This window comes from Streptococcus iniae (assembly GCF_030732225.1).
GTDB classification, from domain to species: domain Bacteria; phylum Bacillota; class Bacilli; order Lactobacillales; family Streptococcaceae; genus Streptococcus; species Streptococcus iniae.
Genome location: NZ_CP132230.1, coordinates 2,019,577 through 2,045,986 on the forward strand (window position 1 = coordinate 2,019,577; position 26,410 = coordinate 2,045,986).

The 26,410-nt window shown below is 38.0% G+C and carries 23 protein-coding genes; 2 read left to right on the top strand and 21 right to left on the bottom strand.

Going from position 1 to position 26,410, the window contains the following annotated elements; genetic code table 11:
* Window positions 1-110: 110 nt before the first annotated feature.
* From tadA to Q9317_RS09835, 4 genes are all read right to left on the bottom strand, one after another.
* Window positions 111-617: a tRNA adenosine(34) deaminase TadA gene (tadA, locus tag Q9317_RS09820; RefSeq protein WP_003100261.1), complete on the bottom strand. Its 507-nt coding sequence runs from the start codon at window positions 615-617 to the stop codon at window positions 111-113.
* Window positions 617-1,396 carry an MBL fold metallo-hydrolase gene (locus Q9317_RS09825; protein WP_003100262.1) on the bottom strand — a complete coding sequence of 260 codons (780 nt, stop codon included), beginning with the start codon at window positions 1,394-1,396 and terminating at the stop codon, window positions 617-619. The genes tadA and Q9317_RS09825 overlap by 1 nt, the downstream gene beginning before the upstream one ends.
* 77 nt (window positions 1,397-1,473) lie before the next feature.
* Window positions 1,474-2,010, bottom strand: a complete 537-nt coding sequence (locus tag Q9317_RS09830; RefSeq protein WP_003100264.1) for a biotin transporter BioY — start codon at window positions 2,008-2,010, stop codon at window positions 1,474-1,476.
* A 9-nt stretch (window positions 2,011-2,019) separates the two neighbouring features.
* Entirely contained in the window at window positions 2,020-2,316 is a 297-nt protein-coding gene (locus Q9317_RS09835; RefSeq protein ID WP_003100266.1) for a CHY zinc finger protein, read from the bottom strand.
* 210 nt (window positions 2,317-2,526) lie between these two features.
* On the opposite strand from Q9317_RS09835, the gene Q9317_RS09840 reads away from it, so the two are divergent.
* A complete protein-coding gene (locus tag Q9317_RS09840) occupies window positions 2,527-3,294 on the top strand; it encodes a TspO-related membrane protein (RefSeq protein WP_003100268.1) in 768 nt (255 codons plus the stop codon).
* A 52-nt stretch (window positions 3,295-3,346) separates the two neighbouring features.
* On the opposite strand, the gene tgt is transcribed toward Q9317_RS09840, so the two are convergent.
* A complete protein-coding gene (tgt, locus tag Q9317_RS09845; RefSeq protein ID WP_003100269.1) occupies window positions 3,347-4,489 on the bottom strand; it encodes a tRNA guanosine(34) transglycosylase Tgt in 1,143 nt (380 codons plus the stop codon).
* A gap of 169 nt (window positions 4,490-4,658) precedes the next feature.
* Between tgt and Q9317_RS09850 the strand changes: the two genes are divergently transcribed.
* Window positions 4,659-5,462 (top strand): DUF975 family protein, encoded by an 804-nt coding sequence (locus Q9317_RS09850; RefSeq protein WP_003100274.1) that lies wholly within the window; start codon window positions 4,659-4,661, stop codon window positions 5,460-5,462.
* A 43-nt stretch (window positions 5,463-5,505) separates the two neighbouring features.
* Here Q9317_RS09850 and perR read toward each other — a convergent pair whose 3' ends face one another.
* The 16 genes from perR to Q9317_RS09930 all read right to left on the bottom strand — a co-directional run bounded on the left by perR (window position 5,506) and on the right by Q9317_RS09930 (window position 26,282).
* Window positions 5,506-5,979: a peroxide-responsive transcriptional repressor PerR gene (perR, locus tag Q9317_RS09855; RefSeq protein ID WP_003100276.1), complete on the bottom strand. Its 474-nt coding sequence runs from the start codon at window positions 5,977-5,979 to the stop codon at window positions 5,506-5,508.
* A 56-nt stretch (window positions 5,980-6,035) separates the two neighbouring features.
* Window positions 6,036-6,467 carry a CoA-binding protein gene (locus Q9317_RS09860; protein WP_003100278.1) on the bottom strand — a complete coding sequence of 144 codons (432 nt, stop codon included), beginning with the start codon at window positions 6,465-6,467 and terminating at the stop codon, window positions 6,036-6,038.
* Window positions 6,468-6,569: 102 nt separating this feature from the next.
* Entirely contained in the window at window positions 6,570-9,212 is a 2,643-nt protein-coding gene (polA, locus tag Q9317_RS09865) for a DNA polymerase I (protein WP_003100281.1), read from the bottom strand.
* A 111-nt stretch (window positions 9,213-9,323) separates the two neighbouring features.
* The gene (locus tag Q9317_RS09870; RefSeq protein ID WP_031239062.1) at window positions 9,324-11,051 is read right to left on the bottom strand and encodes an ABC transporter permease/substrate binding protein; all 1,728 of its coding nucleotides are present in this window, start codon (window positions 11,049-11,051) and stop codon (window positions 9,324-9,326) included.
* A gap of 24 nt (window positions 11,052-11,075) precedes the next feature.
* A complete protein-coding gene (locus Q9317_RS09875; RefSeq protein ID WP_121791552.1) occupies window positions 11,076-12,302 on the bottom strand; it encodes a quaternary amine ABC transporter ATP-binding protein in 1,227 nt (408 codons plus the stop codon).
* Between the two features lie 243 nt (window positions 12,303-12,545).
* Window positions 12,546-13,430, bottom strand: coding sequence for a diacylglycerol/lipid kinase family protein (locus Q9317_RS09880; protein ID WP_003100293.1), 885 nt, complete (start codon window positions 13,428-13,430; stop codon window positions 12,546-12,548).
* A gap of 217 nt (window positions 13,431-13,647) precedes the next feature.
* Window positions 13,648-14,739: an L-ascorbate 6-phosphate lactonase gene (ulaG, locus tag Q9317_RS09885; protein WP_003100295.1), complete on the bottom strand. Its 1,092-nt coding sequence runs from the start codon at window positions 14,737-14,739 to the stop codon at window positions 13,648-13,650.
* A gap of 118 nt (window positions 14,740-14,857) precedes the next feature.
* Entirely contained in the window at window positions 14,858-16,270 is a 1,413-nt protein-coding gene (locus Q9317_RS09890; protein ID WP_003100296.1) for a cryptochrome/photolyase family protein, read from the bottom strand.
* A gap of 126 nt (window positions 16,271-16,396) precedes the next feature.
* Complete coding sequence (locus Q9317_RS09895; protein ID WP_003100298.1) at window positions 16,397-18,073, bottom strand: BglG family transcription antiterminator; 1,677 nt, start codon at window positions 18,071-18,073, stop codon at window positions 16,397-16,399.
* Between the two features lie 113 nt (window positions 18,074-18,186).
* Window positions 18,187-18,933 (bottom strand): sugar phosphate isomerase/epimerase family protein, encoded by a 747-nt coding sequence (locus Q9317_RS09900; protein WP_003100300.1) that lies wholly within the window; start codon window positions 18,931-18,933, stop codon window positions 18,187-18,189.
* Window positions 18,926-20,467, bottom strand: coding sequence for an FGGY-family carbohydrate kinase (locus Q9317_RS09905; protein ID WP_121791553.1), 1,542 nt, complete (start codon window positions 20,465-20,467; stop codon window positions 18,926-18,928). Before Q9317_RS09905 ends, Q9317_RS09900 begins: the two co-directional genes overlap by 8 nt.
* A 62-nt stretch (window positions 20,468-20,529) precedes the next feature.
* Complete coding sequence (locus tag Q9317_RS09910; RefSeq protein WP_016356197.1) at window positions 20,530-21,519, bottom strand: amidohydrolase family protein; 990 nt, start codon at window positions 21,517-21,519, stop codon at window positions 20,530-20,532.
* Between the two features lie 26 nt (window positions 21,520-21,545).
* Window positions 21,546-22,997 (bottom strand): PTS galactitol transporter subunit IIC, encoded by a 1,452-nt coding sequence (locus Q9317_RS09915; RefSeq protein WP_305981557.1) that lies wholly within the window; start codon window positions 22,995-22,997, stop codon window positions 21,546-21,548.
* An 82-nt stretch (window positions 22,998-23,079) separates the two neighbouring features.
* A complete protein-coding gene (locus tag Q9317_RS09920) occupies window positions 23,080-24,036 on the bottom strand; it encodes an NAD(P)-dependent oxidoreductase (RefSeq protein ID WP_003100308.1) in 957 nt (318 codons plus the stop codon).
* 29 nt (window positions 24,037-24,065) lie between these two features.
* Entirely contained in the window at window positions 24,066-25,082 is a 1,017-nt protein-coding gene (locus tag Q9317_RS09925) for a hypothetical protein (RefSeq protein ID WP_003100312.1), read from the bottom strand.
* Between the two features lie 216 nt (window positions 25,083-25,298).
* Window positions 25,299-26,282 carry a LacI family DNA-binding transcriptional regulator gene (locus tag Q9317_RS09930; protein ID WP_003100313.1) on the bottom strand — a complete coding sequence of 328 codons (984 nt, stop codon included), beginning with the start codon at window positions 26,280-26,282 and terminating at the stop codon, window positions 25,299-25,301.
* Between the last annotated feature and the right edge of the window lie 128 nt (window positions 26,283-26,410).

Genomic DNA, 26,410 nt, shown 5'->3' on the forward strand with positions numbered 1-26,410 from the left:
TTAACTCTCCTTTATTTTAATTTACCAGTTAAGTATATACCTTTTTCTAATCAGATTCAATAGTTTTTCTAAGATAATTCTTTCTTTTGGAAGACAAAAAGAGAACGGCCTTAAACGTCCTCTTGCTTATCTATTTTTTTGGCATCCTTTTTCTTCTGACGATTTTGACGGAAAAAGTTCTGCATAATTGCTGCGCAGTCATGGGCTAAAAGCCCCATTTCAACCTCAACACGGTGATTAAGACGGTGATCAGACAAAATATCATAAAGGCTACCCGCAGCCCCGAATTTTTGATTACTAGCACCAAAAATAACCCGCGGAATCCTTGCTAAACCAATAGCTCCGCTACACATCACACACGGCTCAATAGTCACAACTAAGGTCGTGTCTAAAAGACGCCAATTACCTTGGTGGTGATTGGCTTCGTTTATGGCCATGATCTCAGCATGCATGATAGCCTGATTTAATTCCTCACGCGCATTGTGTCCACGACCTATTATCTGGCCATCTTTAACAATAACACAACCAATGGGAATTTCTTCTTTAAGGAGGGATTTCTCTGCTTCTTTCAAAGCTTCCCGCATAAAATATTCTTTTTCTTCTTGACTATAATCCATTAGGTATTACACCCCAAATCCCAAACCTTACCTGGACAAGCCAAGTCAACTGGTATGGCATCCGCATATTTTTGTGTCTCTGCCTTTAAAATCGCCAAATGATTTTCTGGATCAATTCCTTGCGGCGCTACAGGTGGCATATGGGTTAAGACCAATGTTTTGACCTTAGCTTCTTGAGCAATGAGGCCTGCCTCTTTACTGGTTAAATGGGCAATATGATTCTCCATTCCCTCATACAAATAGACATCTGCTAAGAACAGGTCTGCATCACTAGCAAAAGACGAAAGGCCTTCAAAATAGCCAGTATCTGCTGTAAAGACTAAGACTTGCCCTGTCTTACGCTCCACTATTCTAAAAGCATAACAAACAACTGGGTGAACTGTTTTGATGAAAGTAATGTCAAACGGACCTATAGACTGACTTCCATTAATATCATAGGCAATACCTTCTGAAACACCATCTAAAGTCAGTTTTTCAAATTCATGAATGTCTTCATTATGGCCATAAATCGGTAAAACCTTTGCTTGCCACAAGTGTTTCGGATAAAGTTGGCGATAATGGCGCAGAACCCCCAAATCAGCCACATGATCAGGGTGGTAATGACTGATAATAACAGCATCCAAATCAAGCGGACTCATGACCTTTTCCAATTCATTAACAGCGCGACTGCCCGCATCCATCAAAAGGGTGAAGCCATCTTCTCCTGTTAGTAAATAGGATGTTGTTCCCGCATTCTGATAGGGGTAAGCTCCCCAAGATCCCAGACATCTAATCTCCATGTCAACTCCTCGATTTTTATTTCTTCTATTATATCAAAAAATCGTCTCCTGTGACGGGATGAGCAGGGCACCTGATTTTACGACTGCTTAATAAAGGCATCCTTAATACGACTAGCAATCACAATTGCAAGCACAGCTTTCAGGGTATCCCCTGGAATAAAAGCCAAGTTAGACAACAAAGCTGTAACAAGTGACATGCCGGTAAAATGCGACAACCAAATAGCACCTAAAATATCAACCAAAAGCACACCAGTTAGTAAAAGTGCTGTGATCGCCTTCATTTGTTGGGGCACAGGCAAAGCCTTGTAAGCTAGTGTGAAAAAAGCTGGTGTTAGTAACCAACCAATAACGTAACCAGCTGTTGGCCCTGCTAGAACTGGAAGTGTGCTACTGCCACCTGAAAATACCGGTAGAAAAATTCCCAAGAGTAAAAAAATGAGAACAGTCATCGTACCACGTTTAGCACCTAAGACAAGAGCCGTTAACATAACTGCTAAATTCTGAAGAACAATCGGTACTGGAATAAATCCCAAAGGGATTGCTGGAATCATCCCTAAAACGATCATCAAAGTGGCCATCATTGCCATATATACTAAGTCTTTTGTTTTAAACATAAAGTCTCCTCAATTAAAATAAATAGAACTGTGCCTTGCACATTCAGGATTAAATGGTTTCTGACAATTTGGACATGCCTTTGTTTCATACTCTTTTCTTGACAAGAAGGTGCGACAGGCTCCACAAATTACTGGAAGTGCTTCTGAAGTATCTGTGGCTGCAAAAGGATGGTTTTCCATCTCATCATGGCAGTGATAACAGGCATAGTATTTTTGACAAACCTGACATTTCAAAGCAACAATGTCTGTTAAACTGTGATAATGCACACATCGTGATTGAGCATCTAAGCCAATTCCAAATACCATCATATTTCCATTCATTGTATTAGTTTAAAAAACTATTCTCTCTTTGTCAACCCGTTTTTTAAATAAGGTTAACAAAAACACCAAAAAAACACCTCAAGAATTAGAAGCCACTTAAAGAGACCCTCCCACAAAAATTTGTGAGCTAGGGTCACTATTCATTGGTCATTTTTAAGTTATAATAGAAGAAAAATGAGAAATGAGTGACTATCTATGAAAAAAGAAAAATGGTTGGCCTACACACTCTTCATCGCCCACAGCATGACCTTACTTCTTAACTATTTAACTGCAACTGGATATTTAACAGGTCACAGTCAAAAAGACATTTCTAATCACTACCATACCCTAATCACCCCTTCATCAGCAGCTTTTTCTATCTGGTCCGTCATTTATTTTTTACTTCTTATCATTATTGTCAAAGCTTATCTGACAAAAGAAGCTACTTATCTTGAAAAACTTAAAGCCATTTACCCATTTGTTATGGGAACTTTCCTTTTTAATGCTTTGTGGGTCATCAGTTTTACAAGTCATCAGATTGGCTTATCTACACTGCTAATTTCACTTTATACTGTATTTCTGCTAATAATCCTTATCTTTTTAAAGCAATTGGAAAACAAACTCTCTCTTCTTAGTATGAGTTTTGGCATCCACTTTGGCTGGTTACTCATTGCAACACTTGTCAATTGGACAATCTTTTTTCAAAAAATCAACTGGGAACAGCCTGTTATTTCAACAATACTATTAGCAATTATTCTTGTACTTCTTAGTATTTTTGTCATTTGGCTTGCCAACAAAATCAACAACCCTTTTGTCTTACCACCACTCAGTTGGGCCTTTTACTTTATCTTTACCGAAAATCAACTTGGACCAGTTCATTTGGCTAAAATAACAATTGGTTTTTTAGCTCTTGCTTTAGCCATTCTTATAGCACTTACTTTTAGTTATATGATGATTCAAAGCTTGCGAAAACAACACTATTAACAAGAAAAACCCTTGAACAAGGCATAAACTTCCTTGTCCAAGGGCTTTTTAATTAGAAATTACGTGATGATTTATTGTAACCATAACGTTCCAAGAAATCTTCTCTAAACTCAAGAAGGTTATCATCCATAATGGCTTGACGCACTTTTTTCATCAAGTTGACAAGGAAGTAAAGGTTATGGTAGCTTGTCAAACGAATTCCAAAGGTTTCATCTGCTTTAAGCAAGTGACGAATATAAGCTCTTGTGTAATTTTGACAAGTATAACAATCACAGTCATGGTCAAGTGGTGTAAAATCTTCAGCAAACTTAGCATTTTTAACAACCAAACGCCCTTGACTCGTCATACAGGTTCCATTACGAGCAATACGTGTCGGAAGAACACAATCAAACATGTCAACCCCACGGATAACGCCATCAATTAAACTATCTGGAGCACCAACTCCCATTAGATAGCGTGGCTTGTTTTCAGGCAACAAAGGAGTTGTAAAGTCAAGCACCGCATTCATTTCATCATGGGTTTCTCCAACTGCTAAACCACCAATTGAATAACCTGGGAAATCCATAGCGACTAAATCAGCAGCTGATTGACGACGTAAATCTTCAAATCCAGCCCCTTGAACAATCCCAAAAAGACCTTGATCATGTGGACGACGGTGGGCTTTGAGGCCACGTTCTGCCCAACGGCTTGTTCTTTCAATTGATTTTTTAACATAGTCATATGGCTGGTAAAATTGTGGGCACTCATCAAAACTCATCATGATATCTGAACCTAAATTGTTCTGAATGGAGATTGCTTTTTCAGGTGACAAAAACATTTTAGAGCCGTTTAAATGGTTTTTAAAGGTAACGCCTTCTTCTGTGATGTTACGAGAATCGGCCAGAGAATAAACTTGGAAACCACCTGAGTCAGTTAAAATTGGCTGATCCCAATTCATGAATTTATGCAAGCCACCTGCACGCGCAATCAGGTCATCGCCAGGGCGTAACCATAAGTGATAGGTGTTTGAAAGAATAATGCCTGAACCCATCTCTTTTAACTCTTCTGGTGATTGCGTCTTTACAGTGGCTTGGGTACCAACTGGCATAAACATAGGTGTTGGAAAAGTGCCATGTGGGGTAATAATTTCTCCCAGACGGGCACCTGTGCGCTTATCTTTTTTGATAAGACGGTATTTAATTGGATAATCTGTCATTTTTTCCTCGCTTTCAAGAAATACAGTCTTGAGCTTTTTTATGATGACTCACCTTAGTGAGAACCACTTTATTCTATCAAATTTTAAGCCTCTTGTCATTCCAATCGACAAGTTAATCAAACGATTTCTTATCCCTATTAGTATGTTATAATAAATGAAAGGAGTTACAATGACACATTCACTACTAAAAAAAGAAGCTAAAGCTTGCTTAGAAAATTTACCTGGTAAAATCTTGCTTTACCTTTTACCTCTATTATTGACACTATTTCAATTTGGACTTCAAGTTCACCAAAGATACCTCTTAGAAATGGGCGCCGCAATAGCAACTGCCCCTTCACTTTTTCCTCTATTGCTTAGAATCATCTCAGCCTTCCTTTTTCTTTCAGCTTCATTTGCCCTTCTTGCTGCTCTTCGTGGGCAAAAGGATAAATTGACTGTCAACGATAGTACGCTGAGCTTGACTCGGCCTTATTTTTGGAAATCAACTTTTCTATTACTTTTTCGCTACCTCCTAAATACTTTATGGTCACTTACCTTTTTCATTGGTGTGGTTATCCTGACAGTTGGAACGATCTTGGCTTTTGGTGCACTAAATAAAGGGAACCCTCTAACAGGACCTCTTTTGCTATCTGGTCTTGGCCTAAGCGTTACCATTATAGGAGCAATCATTGCTTTAAATCGGAAAATCGCATATAGTATGGCTGGACCAATCATGTATGATCAGATACGTCTGAACACTTACATTGGCTCAGTTGAGTGTCTTAATGATAGTGTGGCTTTGATGAAAGGGCACAAATGGCAATATTTCAAACTGGTTTGTAGCTTTATCGGTTGGTTCATCCTAGTTATATTTAGTCTGGGTATCTTAGCTTTCTATGTTATTCCCTACTACAAAACCACTAGTCTATGCTTCTATGAAAAACTTCGCAAAGCACATGAAGCTGAACTAGCAGACACATCATTAACTGAATAGAATTAAAAGAGACTGCACTGAGCAATCTCTTTTTGATTGTATTTTAGAAATGTCTTTTTTGAGCCTTCTTTTGGCAGTCTGGGCAAATGCCGTAAGCAATGATTGGAATCCGTGTGATTTGATAACCTGTCTGTTCAAAGGCTTCCTTTGCCACATCCATAACATCAACATCCATGAAATCAGCAATTTTCCCACAAATTTCACAAACAGCATTAACATGCTGGTGCCCCATAAAATCATAGTAAGTTGTTAAGTCGTTGGAAATTTTAATTTCACTAACAAAGCCCTCATCTACTAAAACTTTTAAGTTATTATAAACAGTCGCAAGACTCATATTTGGAAAGTCATCTTTCAAATCACGATAGATCCTATCAGCACTTGGATGCTCGGTTGATCTAATCATATAAGAAATGATTGCCTTACGCGTCTCTGTAATGCGAATATGTTTTTCTCTGAGATGCTCTAAAACATTTTCATAGGCATCTAAAGCTTGCTGATTATGCGAATGGACATCCATGTATGCATCTCTCCTAACTTTCATTTTAATAGACAAAAAGCCTTTATTTTAATTGGCTATAAAACCAATTCCTTGTAATCAATTTTTAAACAACGGTTCATGACAATATCATGACGGTTATTAGCTCTTAATAGCTCTTCAGCCTCTTGACTCTCTAAACCTAGTTGTGCCCAGAAAACCTTAGCATCTGTTTCAAGAAAGTCATTAGCAACATCTAAAAGAGCTTGACTAGGCCTAAAAACATCAACGATATCAATAGCAACTGGCACTTCTTTTAGACTGGCATACACCACTTGACCGAGAATTTCTTGACCAGCACATGTGGGATTAACAGGAATAATCTGGTATCCCATAGCTTGCATGAATTTAGCAACCCTGTAAGCTGCAGACTCACTTCTTTGCGACAAGCCAACAACAGCAATAGTCTTAGCATGTTCCATATAGTCTTTAATACAATTCTCATTAGGATTTTGAAAAGCGTAAGCCATTGTCCTATTTCCTCACTGTCACAAACTCCCCAAAGAGCATTTTCTCATATTATAACATAAAAATGGCAATTCAGTAGCTTGAACCACTGACTAAATCAGTATTTATTTTGCTTCATACCAACTTTGTCCAGCATTTTCATCAGCTCTCAAAGGTACACTTAGAGCAACTGCCGCTTCCATGGTTTCCTTAACCAAAGCCTTAATAGCAGGCAATTCAGCCTCTGGGACCTCAAGAACTATCTCATCATGCACCTGCAAAAGCATACGACTCTCGAACTGCCCATCTGCCAAAGCTTTATCCAAATTAATCATTGCGATTTTAAGAATATCGGCTGCGCTGCCTTGAATAGGCGAATTAATGGCTGTACGCTCCGCAAAAGAACGGATATTGAAATTGCGAGAATTAATCTCCGGTAATTCACGACGGCGTTTAAACAAGGTTTCTACGTAGCCTTTGTCCTTAGCTTCGCGGACAACAGTATCCATATATGATTTAATGCCTGGGTACTGTTGGAAGTAAGTATCAATATAGTCCTTGGCCTGTTTACGACTAATCCCTAAATTGTTTGACAAGCCAAAATCTGAAATACCATACACAATGCCAAAATTGACAGCCTTAGCATTGCGACGGTCATTAGCTGTGACATCTTCTGGTTTTGCAATGCCAAAAACACGCATAGCCGTTGAGGTATGAATATCAGCATCTTCATTAAAAGCAGCAATCAAATGCTGATCACCTGAAATATGTGCTAACACACGCAATTCAATCTGTGAATAGTCCGAACTTAACAAAAGAGAACCCTCTTTTGAAGCCGTAAAGGCTTTACGAATTAATCGCCCTTGTTCCAGACGAACAGGAATATTTTGCAAGTTAGGATCTGAACTTGATAAACGACCTGTTTGTGTCAAATCTTGCACATAACGGGTGTGGATTTTACCATCACTCATAATGTAATCTTGTAGACCAATAACATAAGTTGACTGCAACTTGGTGATTTGGCGGTAGTCCAAAATCTTAGCCACAATTGGCGCAATAGGTGCTAAGCGTTCCAAAACATCAACTGCTGTTGAATAACCCGTTTTAGTTTTCTTGGTCATTTCAAGAGGCAACTGCATTTTTTCAAACAGAATAACCCCTAGTTGTTTCGGTGAATTAATATTGAATTCTTCTCCAGCCATCTCATAGATTTCTTGTGTGAGACTTTCAATAATTATTTTATTTTGCTCCGCCATGTCAACTAAGCTCTCTTTATTGACCTTAATGCCAGCAATTTCCATTTTAGCTAAGACGTTCGCTAAAGGAAGTTCAATGTCCGTAAAAAGTTCTGATTGTTGGTGTTCTTCTAGTTTCGCTAGCATAGTAGCTCTGCTATCAACCAAGACCTTTACTTTACGTGCTAAATGATCAAGGAAAATAGCTTTTTCTGGAAAGGCCCGTTTGACACCTTTTCCATATACAGCTTCATCACTTGCAAGGGTCATCGTCGTGTGTAGGCGAGCAATTGTTTCCAGTTCATTATCTTCAACATTAGACAAGAGGTAATTAGCTAAACGTGCATCATAAGCAGCCGCAGGCACAGCAATCTCTAAATGGCTTAGGAGCACTTTTGCTCTCTTAAAATCATAGGTTGCCATTGGTTTAGCAAGAAAGGTTTTAAATAATGGGTCTTTGAGTAATTCTTGATTCTCAGAAACAAAAATCCTCTGGCTATTTCCCCATGCAAAAGCAGCAATAGACTCACGGTGATAATTCTCATTTAAGACTTCAAAATAAATCACATCGTCATCTGCGAAATGCTCTTTTGTCAGTTGCTCTACTTCTTGGAAATTGATTTCTTCTTTTTCAGCTTCAGGCATAGTTTGAGCAAGACCTGCTCTTAATTGATGAAAGCCCATGTCCTCATAAAAGGCAGCTAAAGTGTCAAGATTTGGTCCCTTATAAGCAAGATCATCCAAGCCAATTGTGATGGGGGAAGTGGTGTTAATTGTCGCCAAAGTTTTTGATAAGAAGGCTTGTTCTTTATCATTTATCAAGTTTTCCTTCATTTTTGACGCCTTAAAGCCATCAACATTCTCATAAATGCCTTCTAGGCTGCCAAATTCATGAAGCAATTTTAAACCTGTTTTTTCACCAATCTTAGTAACACCAGGAATATTATCTGATTTGTCTCCCATAAGAGCTTTTAAATCAATAAATTGTGCTGGCGTTAAGCCCATTTTTTCCATCAAATAGGCGGGTGTGAACTCTTCAAATTCGGCTACGCCTTTTTTAGAAATTTCAACAACCGTATTTTCATCTGTTAGCTGGATCAAATCCTTATCACCGCTGACAATGGTAACGTCAAAGGGCACTTCTGTGCGTTCAGCCATCTTATCCAAAGTTCCGATAATGTCATCAGCTTCATAATTATCTAAGTCATAAAAGGGAACTCCAAGAGCCGTTAGCATTTCTCGGATGTAAGGGAATTGCTCCCGAAATTCCTCAGGAGTTTTAGCACGACCAGCCTTGTAATCAGCAAACATTTCTGTACGAAAAGTTGTTTTGCCTGCATCAAATGCCACTAAGATATGAGTGGGATCAACACGTTTCATCATATGGTCAAGCATCAAATGAAAACCATAGATGGCATTGGTGTGGAGACCTGCTTGATTTTTAAAGCGGTCAATTTGATTGTAAAGTGCAAAAAAAGCACGAAAAGCTACTGAAGAGCCATCAATTAATAATAATCTGTTCTTTTTATCCATAGCCCTATTATAGCACAAGCTATCAGCCTTTTAGGCTAGAAAGAATCTTTAATTACCGATAAAAAACCTTCTAAAGCCAAATAGCTTTAGAAGGTTTGGTTAAACATAGACTTAATGAGTCCATTTAGCAACTTTGTCTTGATTTTCTTTAATCCATTTTTTAGCAGCTGCTTCTGGTGTCATTCCTTTATTGATATCAAGCATGACTTTTTCCATATCTTCTTTCGTCCAGTTAAACTTATCAATGATTTTGTATAGTTCAGGTTTATCTTTTTTCAAGCCTTTACGTGCAATGGTATTGATATTTTCTGACGAACCATAGGATTTTTTGGGATCCTCAAGGTATTTCAAATCATACTTAGCAAACATCCAGTGAGGAGACCAGCCGGTAATGACAATCTCTTCTTTTTTCTTGATGGCCTGATCAAGGGCTGTTGTCATAGCACCTGTTGAAGCAGATGTCACTTCCCAATCCGACAAATTAGCGTAATCTTTTTGGGATTGCTTGGCGGCAGACATAATCCCTGCACCAGGCTCAATCCCTGTAATTTTTTGTTGTGCTTCTTTGCTTAAATCTTCAATGCTATTAACAGTTGTCATATAGCTTGGAACAACCAAACCTAATTTTGTTCCTTTTAAATTAGGTCCTAAATCATCAAGTTTAGATTTGTATTTTTCATATTGCTTACCATGGGTAACTGGCAACCATGCACTGGTTGAAAAATCAGCATTCCCATTAGCAACTGTTTGCCACATGATGGCATTGTCAAGGGGCGTCATTTCAACATCAAAGCCTTCTTGTTTTAAAACTTGGGCAATAACATGTGTTGAAGAGACTTCTGAATCCCACTGTACATAAGCAATTTTAACTTTTTCACCTTTTCCTGCACCAGACGAAGTCATTGTCACAATGGTTTTACCAAGAGCAGCAAAAATGATAATGATAAGCGTCGCTATACCAACCCATTTGGTCACTTTACCAGATTTAACTTTATCCTCAGCTGGAGTGTTAAAAATTTGTGTAATACGATCCAAAATAATAGCTAAAATAACCAAGGCTAAGCCCGATACAAAACCTGATCCGATATCAGCATGTTGCAGTGCAGACAAGACTTCACGTCCAAGACCAGGTGCACCGATCATTGACCCTGTTACAACCATAGATAAGGCTAGCATCATGGTTTGGTTAACACCAGCCATAATCGTATTTTTAGCCAGTGGCAATTCTACTTTAAAGAGTTTTTGTTTAGCCGTTGACCCAAAAGCATCAGAAGCTTCTACCAATTCTGTTGAAATCTCACGAATACCTAGATTGGTGAAACGAACAGTTGGAGGTAAGGCAAAGATTACAGAGGCAAAAACCCCAGGAACCATACCAATTCCAAAGAAAGCAACTGCTGGAATCAAGTAAACAAAAGCAGGCATGGTTTGCATAAAGTCCAAGATTGGATTTACAATCTGACGCACTTTAGCATTTTTAGCCATCCAAATTCCTAAAGGAATACCAATCACAATCGAAATCAGACTGGCTACTAAAACTAAGGTAAAAGTGTTTATTAATTGCTCCCAAAGACCTTGATTATAAATAAACAAGAGACCTAAGAAAGTAAAGACGGGTAAGGGCCATTTTCTCTTTGCTAAGAAAAAGATAGCTAGCGTCACTAATGCAATAAAAAGTAGTGGTGGAATAAAAAGCAAGGTGCTCGTCATCCAATCCATTAAGAAACTTCCGATGGTTTGCATGACATCAAACAAACCTGCAAAAGTTTTAGTTAGCCATTCCGTTATTTCCTCAACCAGCTTGGCTACTGGCAATTTATGTTGTAGTATATTCTCCAAAATCATATCTCCCTTTCGTTCCTATTACACTTGTTCTTTTTCCAGTGTATCTGCACTTGTTTGATCATCTTCTTGAATGTTAGCCAAAGCTTCAATAACACGTCCTCGGATAATAACCCCAAGTAAACGGTTATTTGCATCTGTTACTGCAATTGGTGTTGATGAATCATAGATTAGTGGCAAGATATCTGTAATAATAGTATCTTCTGTTACTGTGATAACATCACGGTCAATAACTTCTGAAAGTGCCAGCCCTTTTTTACGCGCCTCAATAGCAGCATCAGCTGTTAGGGTTCCAACTAATTGACGGCGACGATTTGTAGCCATTAACATGGACACTTCTTCTGTATGCATTCTATTTAATGCCACCTGTGGCCCATCAATTTCAACAGTTGTTGTAATGGGTTTAATCATAATATTTTGAGCTGTTAAGACCTTAGATCTGTCTACATCTTCAACGAACTCACGAACAAAGTCATTAGCAGGGTTGGTTAAAATTTCCTCTCCTGTGCCAATTTGCATGATTTGCCCATCTTTCATAAGAGCAATACGGTCACCAATTCTAAGAGCTTCATTTAAGTCATGACTGATAAAGATAATGGTTTGCCCCATGGTGCTTTGCAACTCAATCAATTCATCTTGCATTTCACGTCTAATCAAGGGGTCAAGTGCTGAGAAGGCCTCATCCATTAATAGAATTTTAGGACCATTAGCCAGTGCACGCGCCAAACCTACGCGTTGTTGCATCCCACCTGATAATTGGTTAGGGTATTGATCTTTAAAACTAAGTAGACCAGCATTATCCAAAGCTTTTTCAGCTAATGTTTGACGTTCAGCTTTTGGCACTCCACGCAACTCCAAACCAAATTCCGTATTTTCTAAAATGGTTTTATGTGGAAACAAGGCGAAACTTTGAAAAACCATGTTGATGTCATGACGACGGACATGACGCAAATTTTCCGTACTCATTTTAGAAATATCCTCACCAGCTAATTCAATACTTCCTGATGATGGTTCAATTAAACGGTTGAGCATTCGAACAAGTGTTGATTTACCACTTCCTGAAAGCCCCATAATAACGAAGATTTCTCCTTCTTTAACATCAAAATTAGCATCGTAGACACCAACTGTTGAGCCGGTTTTTTTCAATATCTCCGTTTTACTTTTTCCTTGCTTAACCATTTCTAGCGCAGCCTTTTGTTTTTTTCCAAAGACTTTTGTTAAGTGTTTAACTTCTAAAATATTTCCCATTATAAACCTTCCTTTTAACATGTTTTCGTATAAATAACTTGTGTCTTATCTGATTTTTAAAAACAGAACATTTTCATAATATCACGTGTGGTCACTTTTGTCAAAAAATAAACCTTTCAAAAACCCTTATTTTACAAGGAAATCGTTTACAGTTAAAGGAATTGAATACTCTAATTATTCTGACAAAATAAAAAAATCTACAAAGTGACCTCACAAAAAACCAACAGCAAAGGCTGTTGTTTTCTAATATTTATAAACCATCAAATGACTTGGTAAAACTTTTACGTTTAAAGGTAATTTTGGACCTGGATCTCCATCTAGATTACTTTCTAATTGACCACCCTCGACAGAAATGGTGACTTCTTTAACCTTTTGATAAGTAACAGCATCATTATTAGACATATTTTTACTTAAAAGTTTAGGTAGAGCCGTCATCGTTTCAATAGCTGACTTATCTTTTGTAAAGACTAAGTGAAGGTAACCGTCATTAACGCTTGCATCTGGGGTAATCCGATCAAAACCACCTATCGAATTTGTTAAAGCAAGCAATACCAATGAACTGATGAAGCTTGCTTCTTGCCCATCACTTGTAATAGTGAAGGTGTAGCTTTTGTTCTTCAGAATATTTTTAAGGCCCGATAAAAAATATGCCAGAGGTCCTAAGACTGTTTTTTCCTTATCATCAACATTATTGATGGATTCAGGAATACTACCAATAGCTAAAATATTAGTAAAGTAACGATCATTAACCTTTGCAATATCTAAAGTTTGTGTTTTGGTGAAATCTAATGCCTCAACTGCTTCTTCTGGATCCAAAGGCATTTGCAAAGCTCTAGCTAAGTCATTGACTGTTCCCAAGGGAAAAAAACCGAAAGTCGGACGATAGCTCTCTTCAGCTAATCCACTAACCCCTTCATTAACAGTTCCATCACCACCCATGACAAAAACACTTTCATAAGAAGCCCTTGCTGCAGTTTGAGCAAAGCGCTTCGCATCTCCTTCTTTTTCAGTATAGCGGACATCAACCTGATCAAAATAAGTAGCTAATTTTGATTTTGCAATCTTTTCAAAGGCTTTGGCCTTTTCACCACCCGAAGCAGGATTGACAATTAACATGACTTTTTTCATTTTATTTCCCCCTATATCTCTTTTTTATATTTTAACATAGCTTAGTGTCAATGAGCTTTTTTGAAACGCAAAGGGGCTGGGCAAAAAGTCGAAATCTCATTGATTTTTTCAAATTTCCGAAATAAGAAACCGCATGAAATCAACGTTTGTAAACGAAAGATTTCATGCGGTTTTGTTTATATTAGGCTTTTTGCCCAGCCCCTTAAAATAGAATATCTTATAGAAGTGCTTTGAATTGAATGTTTGAATCTTCTAAGAAGCAATCATCAAACCCACGTGGGTGATGGTATTCAATTCTGTCTTTGTCCATTGGGTAAGTGTATTGTCCACCAACTTCCCAAATGAAAGGATGGAAATCATATTGCAAACGTTCTTTGCGCATTTTCCATAGTTCAAGAATTTCATCTGTTGATGCCATAAAGTTTGACCAGATATCATAGTGAACAGGGATAATAACTTTGGCACGGAGATTTTCTGCCATTCTAAGCAAGTCAACCGATGTCATTTTATCTTGAATACCAAGTGGGTTTTCACCATAGTTATTCAATGCAACATCAATCTTAAAGTCACGACCATGTTTTGCAAAGTAGTTTGAGAAATGTGAATCTGCGCCATGATAGATTGTTCCACCAGGAGTTTCAAACACATAGTTAACAGCCTTGCGAGCCATTTCGTCATCTGTAACAGCAAGTCCAGCTAATTCACCGCCTTTAGCATCTGCACCCTCAACAGGTAAGGTTACAAGACACGTGCGGTCAAAAGATTCAACAGCTGTAACTTTCATGTCTTTAATTTCAAAGCTATCACCTGGTTTAACGATCATGATGCGTTCTTCAGGAACACCCCATTTTTTCCAGATTTCACCACATTCATAGGGTCCAACAAATTTAACATGGTCCAATTTAGGGTTATTAATAATAGCTGCCGCAGTGTTAATATCGATATGGTCACTATGGAAATGAGAAACTAAGTAGTAGTCTAGCTCATTGATTGCAAAAGGATCAATAACCATTGGTTGCACACGTAGGTTTGGTTGTAACTTACGCACACCAGCCATGTTAGCCATTTGGTGACCACGAACCATGTCTTTAACTTTTTTAGTTGATTTTCCACGGTTTGACCATAAATCCATTACAATATTTGCACCACCTGGTGTTTTAACCCAAATACCACAGTTGCCTAACCACCACATTGAAAAGTTATTTTCAGGAACAACTGCTTCTTCAATTTCTTCATTCAACCATGTGCCCCATTCTGGGAATGTGCTTAAAATCCATGATTCACGAGTAATGTCTTGTACTTTTGCCATTAATAGCTTCCTCCAATTATTATATCTACATTAAGTATAAGCTTCCTAAGGAACTTTAAAAAGACCAAGTCTCACACATCCTTGTGTTCAAAAATAGACGGTTACTTTTAACCAACCGTCACTGCTTTGTTTGATAAACTTCTTTAGCCCATTCGTATTTGGCTATCGCCTTTTTACGCTGAATATCATGACTTACTATAGGTAGGGGATAGTCTCTTTCAGGCTTAAAACCAAGGTCATCTTGTAAGTCAAGTGGTAACTTCCACGGCTCGTAAAGCCATTTGAGGGGTAATGCTTCTAGTTGAGGGACATAAGTTTTTATAAAATGCCCCTTGGGATCAAACCGTTTGGCCTGAGTGGTTGGGTTAAAAATGCGAAAATAAGGCACAGCATCAGTTCCTGTAGAAGCCGCCCATTGCCATCCCCCTATATTACTGGCACTATCATAATCCATTAAAGCTTCTTGAAAATACTCTTCTCCCCAACGCCAATCAATCAAAAGGTCTTTGACTAAAAATGATGCAACAATCATCCTTAAGCGATTATGCATCCAACCGGTTTGACTAAGTTGTCGCATGGCTGCATCCACCATCGGATAGCCAGTCGTTCCTGCCTTCCATTGTTCAAATAGTGCTTGATCATTCTCCCACTCAATTGCAGCAAATTGAGCTTGAAGCGGCTCTTGTTTTTGATGCGGATGGTTAACATAAATCATGTGGTAAAATTCCCGCCACACTAATTCTTTGATAAAAACAGCTTTGCCTTTACTTGCTTTAGCCTTACTAATAGCTGCATAAACTGTTCGAATATTGATTTCCCCAGTACGCAAATAAACAGAGAGTCTACTTGTGCCATCATATTCTGGGTAATCACGGCTGACATCATAAGCCTCTAACCCTTCTTCAATAAATAAATGGAGCTGCTCCAATGCAGCCTCTTCTCCAGGTTTATGATAAGGCAGTGGCCTAAACAATGTGTTAAGTTTACTGTCAACTGTTTTAGCATTAGGAACAAACAACCAATCCACTTGAGAATAATCTATGACAATCGGTGTCTCTTTAGGGAGTTGCAGCCATTTTTTATAATAAGGTGTGAATACTTTATAAGGTAAACTGGCTTGATTTATGACTTCTTGACTACCATGTAAGTAATGATCTTGATAAGCATGAATAGCAATCCCTTTCTCCCTAAAAAAATGAGCTGCCTCTTGATCACGCTTTCTACCAAAACCAGCATCATCATAATTAAAATAGACATCTGTCCAGTCTGGTAATGCTTGTTGCAAGTGTTCAAAACAGTACTGTAACTCACCAAAGATTACATGCAAAAAAATCCCCTTTTCGTCTAAAGTTCGTCTGAAATGTTGCAAACTTTGGATAAACGCAGACTGACTAACAGTCGCAACATCACGCAACTGCTTTGGATTCAAATGAAAAACTGCCAATAAGGGGCCTCCACTATCAATCGCGTGTTTTAAAGCTTTATTATCCTGAATTCTTAAATCACGGCGAAACCATATCACTGCAACCATGTTACTCTCCTTCACTCCTTAAGATTAATCTTGCCATTTTATTCTACCAGATTTTACCCCAAAAAACGAAAAAACCCCCAGCGTATCTTCTTACAATTAGAAGGGCCGAGGCTACTTATTATGAGTTTATGAATCAATGTGTTGGCTGTCCATAATGTCTTGAACCATTTCATGTCGAATGAGTTTTTCAATGCGTTGCCGCAATAAATACCGATCTGAATCATCAGAAACATATTGGGAAAGAGACTTGTCTAACTCATCTGAAAAATACAATTGTTCAGAAATCTTACCACGCCTTGAAAAACGAATCAAACTGACAATATTTTCATCCGTTAAGATAGGATTGACCACCAATGTTGCAAAGGGACTGTCTAAATCATCACTGGTTGTAATAACAAAGTCAATAGCCAGTAAATCCCTGACGCTTTGGAACTGTTCATTTGTGAAAACAGCTTCAATATGGCTATTAACCAAGTATTGTTGGCACTGCTTGTGCAATAATTTCTGAATACCAATTCCATCATCTGAGACAATAACCAGTTTGGTCTTTTCTGGCTCTGACGAGCTATTGCGGAGCTCTCCACCAAGGTGAATGGTCAAATAAGCGACATCGTCCTCAGACAAGGTAATTCCCCAGGCTTCCTCTAAAATAGGAGCACAAGTTTGTGTCATCTCAAAGAGACTATCATATTTAACTTTAATATGCTCCGTCAATGGGTTGACAGATGAAATGCCATAGGTTTTACGGTAAATCAATGCTTTACAATGGGTTATTAACTGCCTAATCAATTCACATTTGTGACTAAAATGGAGGTCAAATTGATCTTCTAGAGCATTCAGAAAATGCTTGAGACTAACACGCATATGGTCATAGTCTGCACTTTCCACATGGTTGTCCCTATCTTTTCGAAACGATAACATCAACATAGCCACCAAACTCATCTCAATGTCATCTAAGTGCAATTTAAACTGCTTGTAAAGCTCTTTTGCCAAATCCTTAGCAATAAAATACTCTTTACGTTTCCAGATGAGGTTAAAGTCTTGCTTTAAAGCTTCTTGGATTTCATTACTAAATTGCATGTTTCGATAACTCAGTAAAATAAAGGGCAAAATTTGAATCATAAACTGACTATCTTGACTGTTCATTCGTTTGCCCAAATTGGCCTGAGAAATCGGTAAATAATCATTTAAAAACTGCAAAACATCCTTAGAGAAATAAGTTGTGGAGGCGAGGGTTTTTGATAATTTGTGGTCAAAATAATCAATAAAAGTGCTATTGCCACCATGGTAAATATCATCTAGCAGTTTATAAAGAAATTGGATGTATGATAAAGGATGGCAATCAAAATAATAGCCCCTTGATTTTGTTGAGTGTAGGTGAATGGAATATTCTTTGCTAGCTAAAATCAAGCGTAATTCATTTAGATCATTAAGAACAGTGTTTCTAGAAACATCATTCATTTGCATTAGCTTATCAATAGTCACCCGATGCGTAGAGACTGCAATATAGATAGCAGACAACTTCATTCTCTCATCACTTTTCATGACATAATTGTAGTCATCAACATCTTCTAGCAGAACACGGCAAGCCGCTTTTTGCTCATCTGTTAAGTGAATACCTATTCGTGGTAGTGATTCTATTTTGGCAAGACCAGCTGGCAAAGATTCATTTATTTTATCCAAGTGATAATAAACCTTGCGGCGAGATTGTCCCAAATTCTGAGAAATCCCCATCACTGTTTCCGCTTTATCCAACTTTATCAAATATGAGAGCAAGTCATAACTTTTTTTATCTAAAAGCATTGCATTTATTCTCTCCTTTACATGGTTTGTCCATCTATTTTATCATGTTAAACAGCCTGATGACAAACTTTTTTAGGAAGTCTATTAAATTGTTTGCATTATTTATCTTTCTATCATCTTTCGTCTGTGATTTCCGCAATATCCATCAAAAGAGAAGCAGTATCTGTCGGATATTCTAAAGCTAAATAAGAGAGATTAGTAAATTCAGACAAGAGATGTTTAACCTTTATTTCCCCCTTAAAGAGTCCCTCACTAAGACCTGGTAAATGATTGCTCATCTCATAATTTTTACAGTGGAGGTAATCCGTACTTTCTTTCATAAGGCTGACTGCTTCTGTTAGAGACTCGCCTACAAAAATCCAGTTTGCCGTATCAAATACAAAGCTAATTGGCAGTCTTGCTTCTTTGATTCGTGTCATAAAATGATGGCAATTTTTCAAACTAGCCCCGATAGGATCTTGATTGTTTTCAACTTTGATTGGTAAAGTCTTATCCATCAACTGCCTTAATTGTTCAAGCTGATGAAAGCTGACTTTGGAGGCATCTCCTATGTTTAATTTGATAAAAGGTGCCCCTAAGACTATAGCTTCTTGCAACAATTGCTCAAGCTCTGGGTTCAACTGATGATGACACAAAAGATCTTCATTGACACTATAAAAGAGGGTGAGTTTAAGGGCATCTGCCATCTCTTTCATAGCCTTTAATTCTTCTTCACCATTGTGTAAAAATTCACGCCGAACTTCAAAACACCTTAAACCAATTTGAGCAATCTTCTTAAGCAAATCAAGCTGACTGACCCCTTGGTCTAATTCTTTTTTAAAAACAATACTATTAATAATGATTTTGTCTGGATTAACCATCACCTTTTTCCCCTTTTAGATTTTCTAAAGCTCGTAACCCTTTCCAAACAGGCTCCATTGCCACTAACACTTCTTGGTAAACATGGTACTTAGCACAATAGATCTTGTGCTCTGAAAGATTGGGTGTAAACCTTTCTTTTACCCTAACCATTTGTGCAACAGCTTCTTCTAAACTCAAGCCTTGAGTTGCTTGCAAGGCAATGATTGCCCCTCCTAAACCTCCTAATTCTGTTCCTTCAACAATCTCGATTGGAATGTTTAAAACATCTGCAAACAGCTGCATCCAAGCTTTTGAATTGCTAGCTCCACCAGATAAACGGATTTTATCAGGAACCCGCCCTCTTCCTGCTATTAATTGGTCAATATGTTGCTTATGAGCAAAACTGATTCCCTCATAAACAGCTCGAAGCATTTCTGACTTACTAGATGTGCTTATTAAGCCAAAAAAGCAAGCTTTGGCATCTGCTGAGGCATTACTACCATATAAAAATGGGAAAAAGAGCAGGTTTTGATAAGCAGCATCCGTCTCCTTTAAAAAGACCTCCAAGGTGTCGTAGATGCTTTCCTTACCTTCTTTTTTGACATTTTGCATTTCCTCAGACATTAACAATTTTAATATAATGTCGAGATTTCCAGCAGAAGTTGGACTGCTTGCTTCCACTAAAAAAGATTTGTCCAGAAAGTATGAATTCATCTGCCCACTCATTTGACTGGCTGCTTTTTTACTTGGGTAGGTGTTAATATTCCAAGTACCAGAAATGACACTAAAAGTCTTATCATCTAAAACTCCTGAACCAATTGCACAAGCATCAATATCAAAGAGACCTGCTACAACTGGTGTCCCTACAGCAAGTCCAGTTGCTTCAGCCGCCTGGGGTGTGACGCCTCCAACAAGCTCTCTACAATCCACTAATTCTGGAAGTGACGCTTTCATTTCCTCAATGCCAAAAAAACTTAGGAGGTCAGAGTCATATGTTCCCGTCTGAAAATTAATCCAATGATTCCCCGAAGCATCTCCGTATTCTTGATTGATTTTTCCTGTTAATTTGAAGCGCACATAATCTTTAGCAGATAAAACAAAACCAATTTCTTGGTAAATCGAGGGTTGATTGTCCTTTAACCACCTGAGCAATACTGGACTTTGAACGGCAAAAACATGTTGTTGCGTTAAGGGCCAAATCTGATCAATAGAGGCTTCAAACTGCTTAGCCAAGGTACTGGCACGAGCATCTGTTGATAAAATTCCATTAACAAATTCTTTGCCTTTTTTATCAAGCAAGTAAAGGCCTTTTCCATGACCAATACAAGAAACGGCTGCAATGTCCTTGGCGTCAATACGTGTCTTTGAAAGCACCTCTTTAATAGAAGAGCTTATAGCCTGCCATGTTTTTAATAAATCCACTTCACGGTAGCCTGATTGCTTCTCAATTCTTAAGGTTTCAAAGGAAGATACTCCCATTTGCTTCCCATAGGCATCAACTATTATTGCCTTGGTATTTGTTCCTCCATAATCAATGCTTAAAAAATATGTCATCATTTTTCCTAACTTTCTAACAAAACAAGGTACAAGATGCATCACAACTTGTACCTACTTTTTTAATAAAGATGTAAGTCTTTGGTTACAGAATCGCAGGCATTTGCATTTGCTGCCACAGCTTCTGGTTTAAAGTAGACACGTTCTGCATTATGATAAAGAACGTCTTCTAGCTCTTCTTTTGTAAAAATATCAACATGTTCTAACCAGCTCGCCAATTCTTCATAGGTGTTAAAGGTTGAAGACCACGGAGAATCAGTGCCCCAGATAATACGTTTTGCTCCTAAAACTTCTTTGGCAATGCGTACATTTTTCTCTGATTTAGGAAATGGGAATACATCTGGGCTATCAATATCTTGAATAGCTGAGATATCTGTATAAATATTGTCTAAATCTTTCCACATGTTCAATTCTGCACGTAGTCTATTTGGTGTGTCAGCATGTGGGAATGATAAATGGCAGACCACAAAATCTAAGCTTGTGTAGAGACGAGCCAATTGGGCAATAGCATCTGGCTGGTGACTAATTTGATCCCAGTTACCATAATCAACAGTCACGACAAAGCCTGGATAATCCAATAGGTAAGTCAAAATTCTGCTAATATGAGGATCTGCATCTAAGCGAAATGGTGTTTTTTGCCCACGGTAACCATGAATACCACCACCTTGACTAATTTCAAATTTAATAGCTCTAAAGCCTAATTCTTCAACATGGCGCTGCACAATTGTCATTGCATTTTCAGCAAATGGGTCAACTGAGAAAGCTCCTGTAAAACGTTCTGGGTATTTTTTAATGGCAAGATAGGTGTAATAATTCTGATAACCATTCAAATGGCCTTGTAAAATAACAGCTTTTTCCACATCATTAGCATCCATATAGCTCAAAAAAGCTTCTGCTGTAAAGTCTTTATCCCCAAAACCATCTGGAATCAGTTTAATCAAATCACCATCATCCCAAATAGCATAACCATTACCAATGGCGTTCAAGCGTCCTTTTCCATTAAATCCAGCAATTGTGTCTACAATATGAGCATGTCCATCAATTTTTTTCATCTGATTTATCCTCCAAAAAGATGAGATTAGTCTTCACTAATAAATATTTTTTCATTTGACCCTTCAAAACCACTATTTTTATCAGCCATAACTCGCAAATAGTGGTAAATGGCTTCGCGTTTTGTACGTAAGAAAAATAGTGATACCAAGTAAATAGCAACTGTTATCCCAATATAAAGGGGATTACCGGAAATCCAAGCAAAAAAGACAAGTGCTGTTAGGGGATGAGCAAGAAGATTAAAGCTCATAACGAGGGTAATACCTGCTGGCAAGGCTGTTCCAAATTGTTTCACAGCATCGGTATAAATGGGACCAAGAGCACTAGCAGCATAAAGTCCCAAAGAGAACCAAACAATACCACTTAAAATAGCTTTTAAAATATTACCTCTTGTGACAGCAATCATTGCTTCAATCATAAAGGGAATGGCAATTAAGTCAACCACTGGAAGAGCTTCATTGCCTGGTAACAGTAAGGAAATCACAACCATAATTGGAACTAAGATCAATCCTGCAATAATAGTAGCAGGCTCACCAAAGCCAACACCATCATCCACTGCAATAAACCAACGTTTTTTAGCTGAAAGACCTGTAGCTTCTTGATTTTCTTTTTTCTTATTGCGTTCAACAGCTTCTGCCAAGGGAGCAAAGGCCTGAGCAAAAACACCTGTAATAAGCGGGAAAATAGTCATAACTGCAGCTAAAGCTACTGAAAAGGTTAAAATACCTCCCCAAGTTTCAATGGATAAGAGATTTTTAACACTTCCTAAGACACCAATAATCAGACCAAGAATAAAGCCTAAGGTCATTGGTTCCCCAAAGATTCCCAATTTTGTTTTAAGAGACTCAGGATTTAATTTGACCTTATTAACACCCAACAAATTCCAAAGGGGATCTAAAACAAGAGCAGGAATTAAGGTTTCAATGTTATGAATAGAATTGATCGTAGCATTTTTAACACCATAATAGTCAGACCAACGATCAGCTAGGACTTCTGACATAACAAGTGAATAAAGAAGAACAAACACCATGAAAGCAAAGGATAGGACAAAGTTTCCAGTTGCTGCATAAGCCATGGTTCCCCAAATCATATAACCAAAGTTATTCCAAAGGTTAGATGGAACAAAAACCCGTGTGATTCCCGTCAAGAATAAGATTAATTCAATCACAAGACCAAAAACAAAGAAGGAAAGCCCAATTTCAGAAGAAAATGCTGTTAGGGAGCCTGCTTGCCAACCAATATCAACGATTGGTAGGTTCAAACCTGTCGTTTCAACCATTTGCTGAATGTATTTGGTTACCATGGGTGCAAAAGCTGAAATAATCCAACCAAATCCTGTTAAGCCAACACCTGCACGTAAAGCACTGAAGAAGGCCTTTTTGGGGTTTACTTTTAAACAAAGACTAACAATAAATATCATTGCTGGAACGACCGTTGCCGCACCAAAAACATCAAAGAACTTGTGTAAAGCTTCTAGCATATCATCACCTTTATATTTTATTAAGCGCTTACAATTACATGTAAGGAAAATCTTCTTCAAAAAGATTTTCTAGAGTATTATATTATGGGTTAACCACGTTAATTGGATTACCGTCAAAGAAGGAGATGATATTTTCAGCTGCTTCTTCTGCTAATACACGACGCCCCTCAATGGTACCTGTACCAGCATGAGGTGTCATGATAACATTATCCAATGCTCTTAATTCTGCTGCAACACTTGGCTCAAATTCAAAAACATCCAAACCAGCACCAGCAATGTCACCACTTGTTAAAGCTTCAATTAAGTCTTTCTCAGAGACAATTGGCCCACGCGCTGCATTGATCAGGTAGCTTCTGTTTTTCATTTTTTGGAAAGCTTCCTTATTAAACTTGTGAATCGTTGAGGGTAGAGCTGGAGCATGAATCGTAATCACATCTGACTGTGATAACAAGTCTTCAAAACTTAAATAAGTGGCTCCCAGCTCTTCTTCTTTTTCTTGACTTAAACGATAGGCATCATTATAGACAATTGTCATTCCAAGGGCCTTAGCATAGTTTGCGACGGTTAAACCAATACGACCCATTCCATAAATCCCCAAAGTTGCACCTTCTAAAGTAAGCCCTTGGTACTTTTGTTCACTGGGATCAATCCATGACCCTTGACGAACAACCTTGTCATAAAAAGCCAGGCGTTTCGTTGTGGCTAATAATAAGGCTAAAGTCATTTCTGCTGTTGGTACTCGAACCGCTTGAGGGGAGTTAGCCACTGTAATCCCTTTTTCTTTGGCATAAGCAATATCAACATGGTCATAACCAACCGCATTCAAAGAAATGATTTCCAAATGCTCAGCAGCATCAAGCACATCACGATCACCACGTTGTCCCATCAAAAGCCACGCATCATAATCCCCAATATGTTCTAAAACATAGTCTCGGGAAAAGGGTTCATTTTCTGAATAGGTTACATCGTACATTTCCATCAGTTTTGTCAAACCTTCTTTGGGAACAATCCCTGTCACAAGAACCTTTTTCTTGCCCATAAAAACCTCCTTATGTAAATAATATGAAATTAACTAAGTTGATAAAGGGCCACCTCGCCCCTTGCATTATTAGCTGAAAAGAGATAGGACTTCCCATCTTTTTCAAATGCCAAGGCATTACTTGCACCTGACATTTCATCAATCAATACTGACTCAATATGTCCTTGATGAGCGTAAAACAAGCGTAACTGTGCCTTGCCAGCTCTGAAGCCAAAAACAAATACCGCCTGTCCCATTAAGTTCCCAGCCCAAAGGGCATGCCCAAAAGGTGTTGGACTTGGGTAAGAATAAAGTTCTTGAGTAAAATCTTGAGATAAAAGGCGTAGCCTATCACCATGAAAGCCTTGAATAATAATATTTTCTGCTTGACCATCTTGATTGATATCAAGACAAACAATATCACTTGTTTCTTCGTTGAATAGGCATTCTAAGGTCCAATCACCACTATCAGAAAAATCAGGATAAGTTAACTTAACCACACCCTCAACAGCTGTAATCAGTGAGTAACCTTTATCATGCTGAGCATAATAGCCATGATTTTTTGTCAGACGAATTGGTAGCTCTCTAAGCTCTTTTAAAACAAGCTCTTTTCTATCAAAGTTTCCAACAATCACTTTGCCTTTATCTGACCAATCCTCGATTTCCCGTTTTGAGTTTGCAATCGTACAGCCGATAAACAGTAACTGGCCATTTTCTGATGCCATAACATCAAAACGGTGCAAATATGGAAAGTTGGCAATTTTTTCAATCTGCCAACCATCTTGAGCAAACTTGCCATAAACGATGTGACAAGCAGCTGCGTCAAACCCTGGATAAAACTTCTGTGTGGCTAAAAAATCCATTGTTCCAGGAATCTGTACAATTGACATACTGCCGCCAACATCTTGCCAGACGACTTGTTTTTTGAGACCATTATTGAGGTTGTAAGCATAACAAGCCCCTTCAACCTCTGAAGCCACTAACAAAAAATCATGCTGGTCAGCTTGGAGACGACAAAGACAGTAACAAGCCTCTAAGTCATCTGATAAGATTTTTTTTATTTGCATGTTTTTCTCCTTCTCGTCGTCGGTGAAACGGTTAACTAAACAGGTAAAAAAATATTAGAGAAGATCCTGTTTTGCAAGCAACCTTGCATTAAAAACAGCGTTTATGTTAAACGGTTAACCAACAACACACTCATTATACATCAGTTTCCATCTTTTGGCAAGCGTTTACAAAAAACTTTTTTCAAAATAGTAAAAAACTGACCCCATGGCCAGTTTTTAAAAGGATTTCCTTATAACCAGTTGGTTGACAACCTCTATTAATTGAGGTTTGTGAGGGCCTTCTGTGTCTTTCAACTTGTGAATTAAATGCTTGGCAGCAATACAACCAATCCTATATGAATCCTGCTTAATACAAGAAACGGTTGGGTTCAAAACTTCCATCCAGTCTAAATCTTCATAAGACCCCAAACCAAAATCAGCGGGATAATGATAAGAGCTTTGGTTGACTATTTTCATAAATGCCAAAAGGGTCGGCCCATTCATCATGAGAAAGGCTGGTTTTTCTTCTGCTTTTTCAATAATCTCTTTGATGCGGGTTACACTGCTTGGATCTGTGATATCAATGAGTTTTTCCTTATTAGCAGATACGACTTCTTTAAAGCCCTGATAACGCAATTCACGAGTCGAAATACCTGTAATAGGGTAGGTGACAAAATAGATATCTTGGTATCCAGCTTCTTGCATTTGACCTAAAAAATCACGTGTGGATTGTTTGTTATCAGATACAACTGTGTCAAAAATGAGATTTTCAGCCTGTCTATCCACCATAACAAGTTTTGTAGGGTCTAGTTTAAAGACAAAAGGATTGTTCGGATCAACTGAATCTAAGATGATTCCAGAAACATTTTGCTGCTGCAAACGGTGTAAATTTTCCAATTCAATTTGCAGGTCATTATCTGAGTTAGTGAAGTTAACCGAATAACCAAATTCTTTACAGGTATCATGAATTCCTTTCATGACTGATGAGATGAATGGGTTGGTGATATCAGCAATGACAACTCCAATGGTCTGTGTGTCTCGAGTAACAAGGCTCTGAGCAATTTTATTGGGTTGATAACCAGTAACCTCAATAGCTTGTTTAATTTTGTCTTTGGTCTCTAAAGACATCTTCTTATAATTACCATTAAGATAATAGGATACCGTCGCTTTTGAAACACCTACTAATTTTGCGATATCACTGATGGTTACCTTATCAAACATTTCCTACTCCTAGATTATACTGTCATCTCTTACGCGTATTATATCATTATTACTCCTATTTTTAAATACCAGTTACCTATAGAACTAAGAGCCCATTGCTCTTGTAAGGCAACTAAAAAGAGACAAGG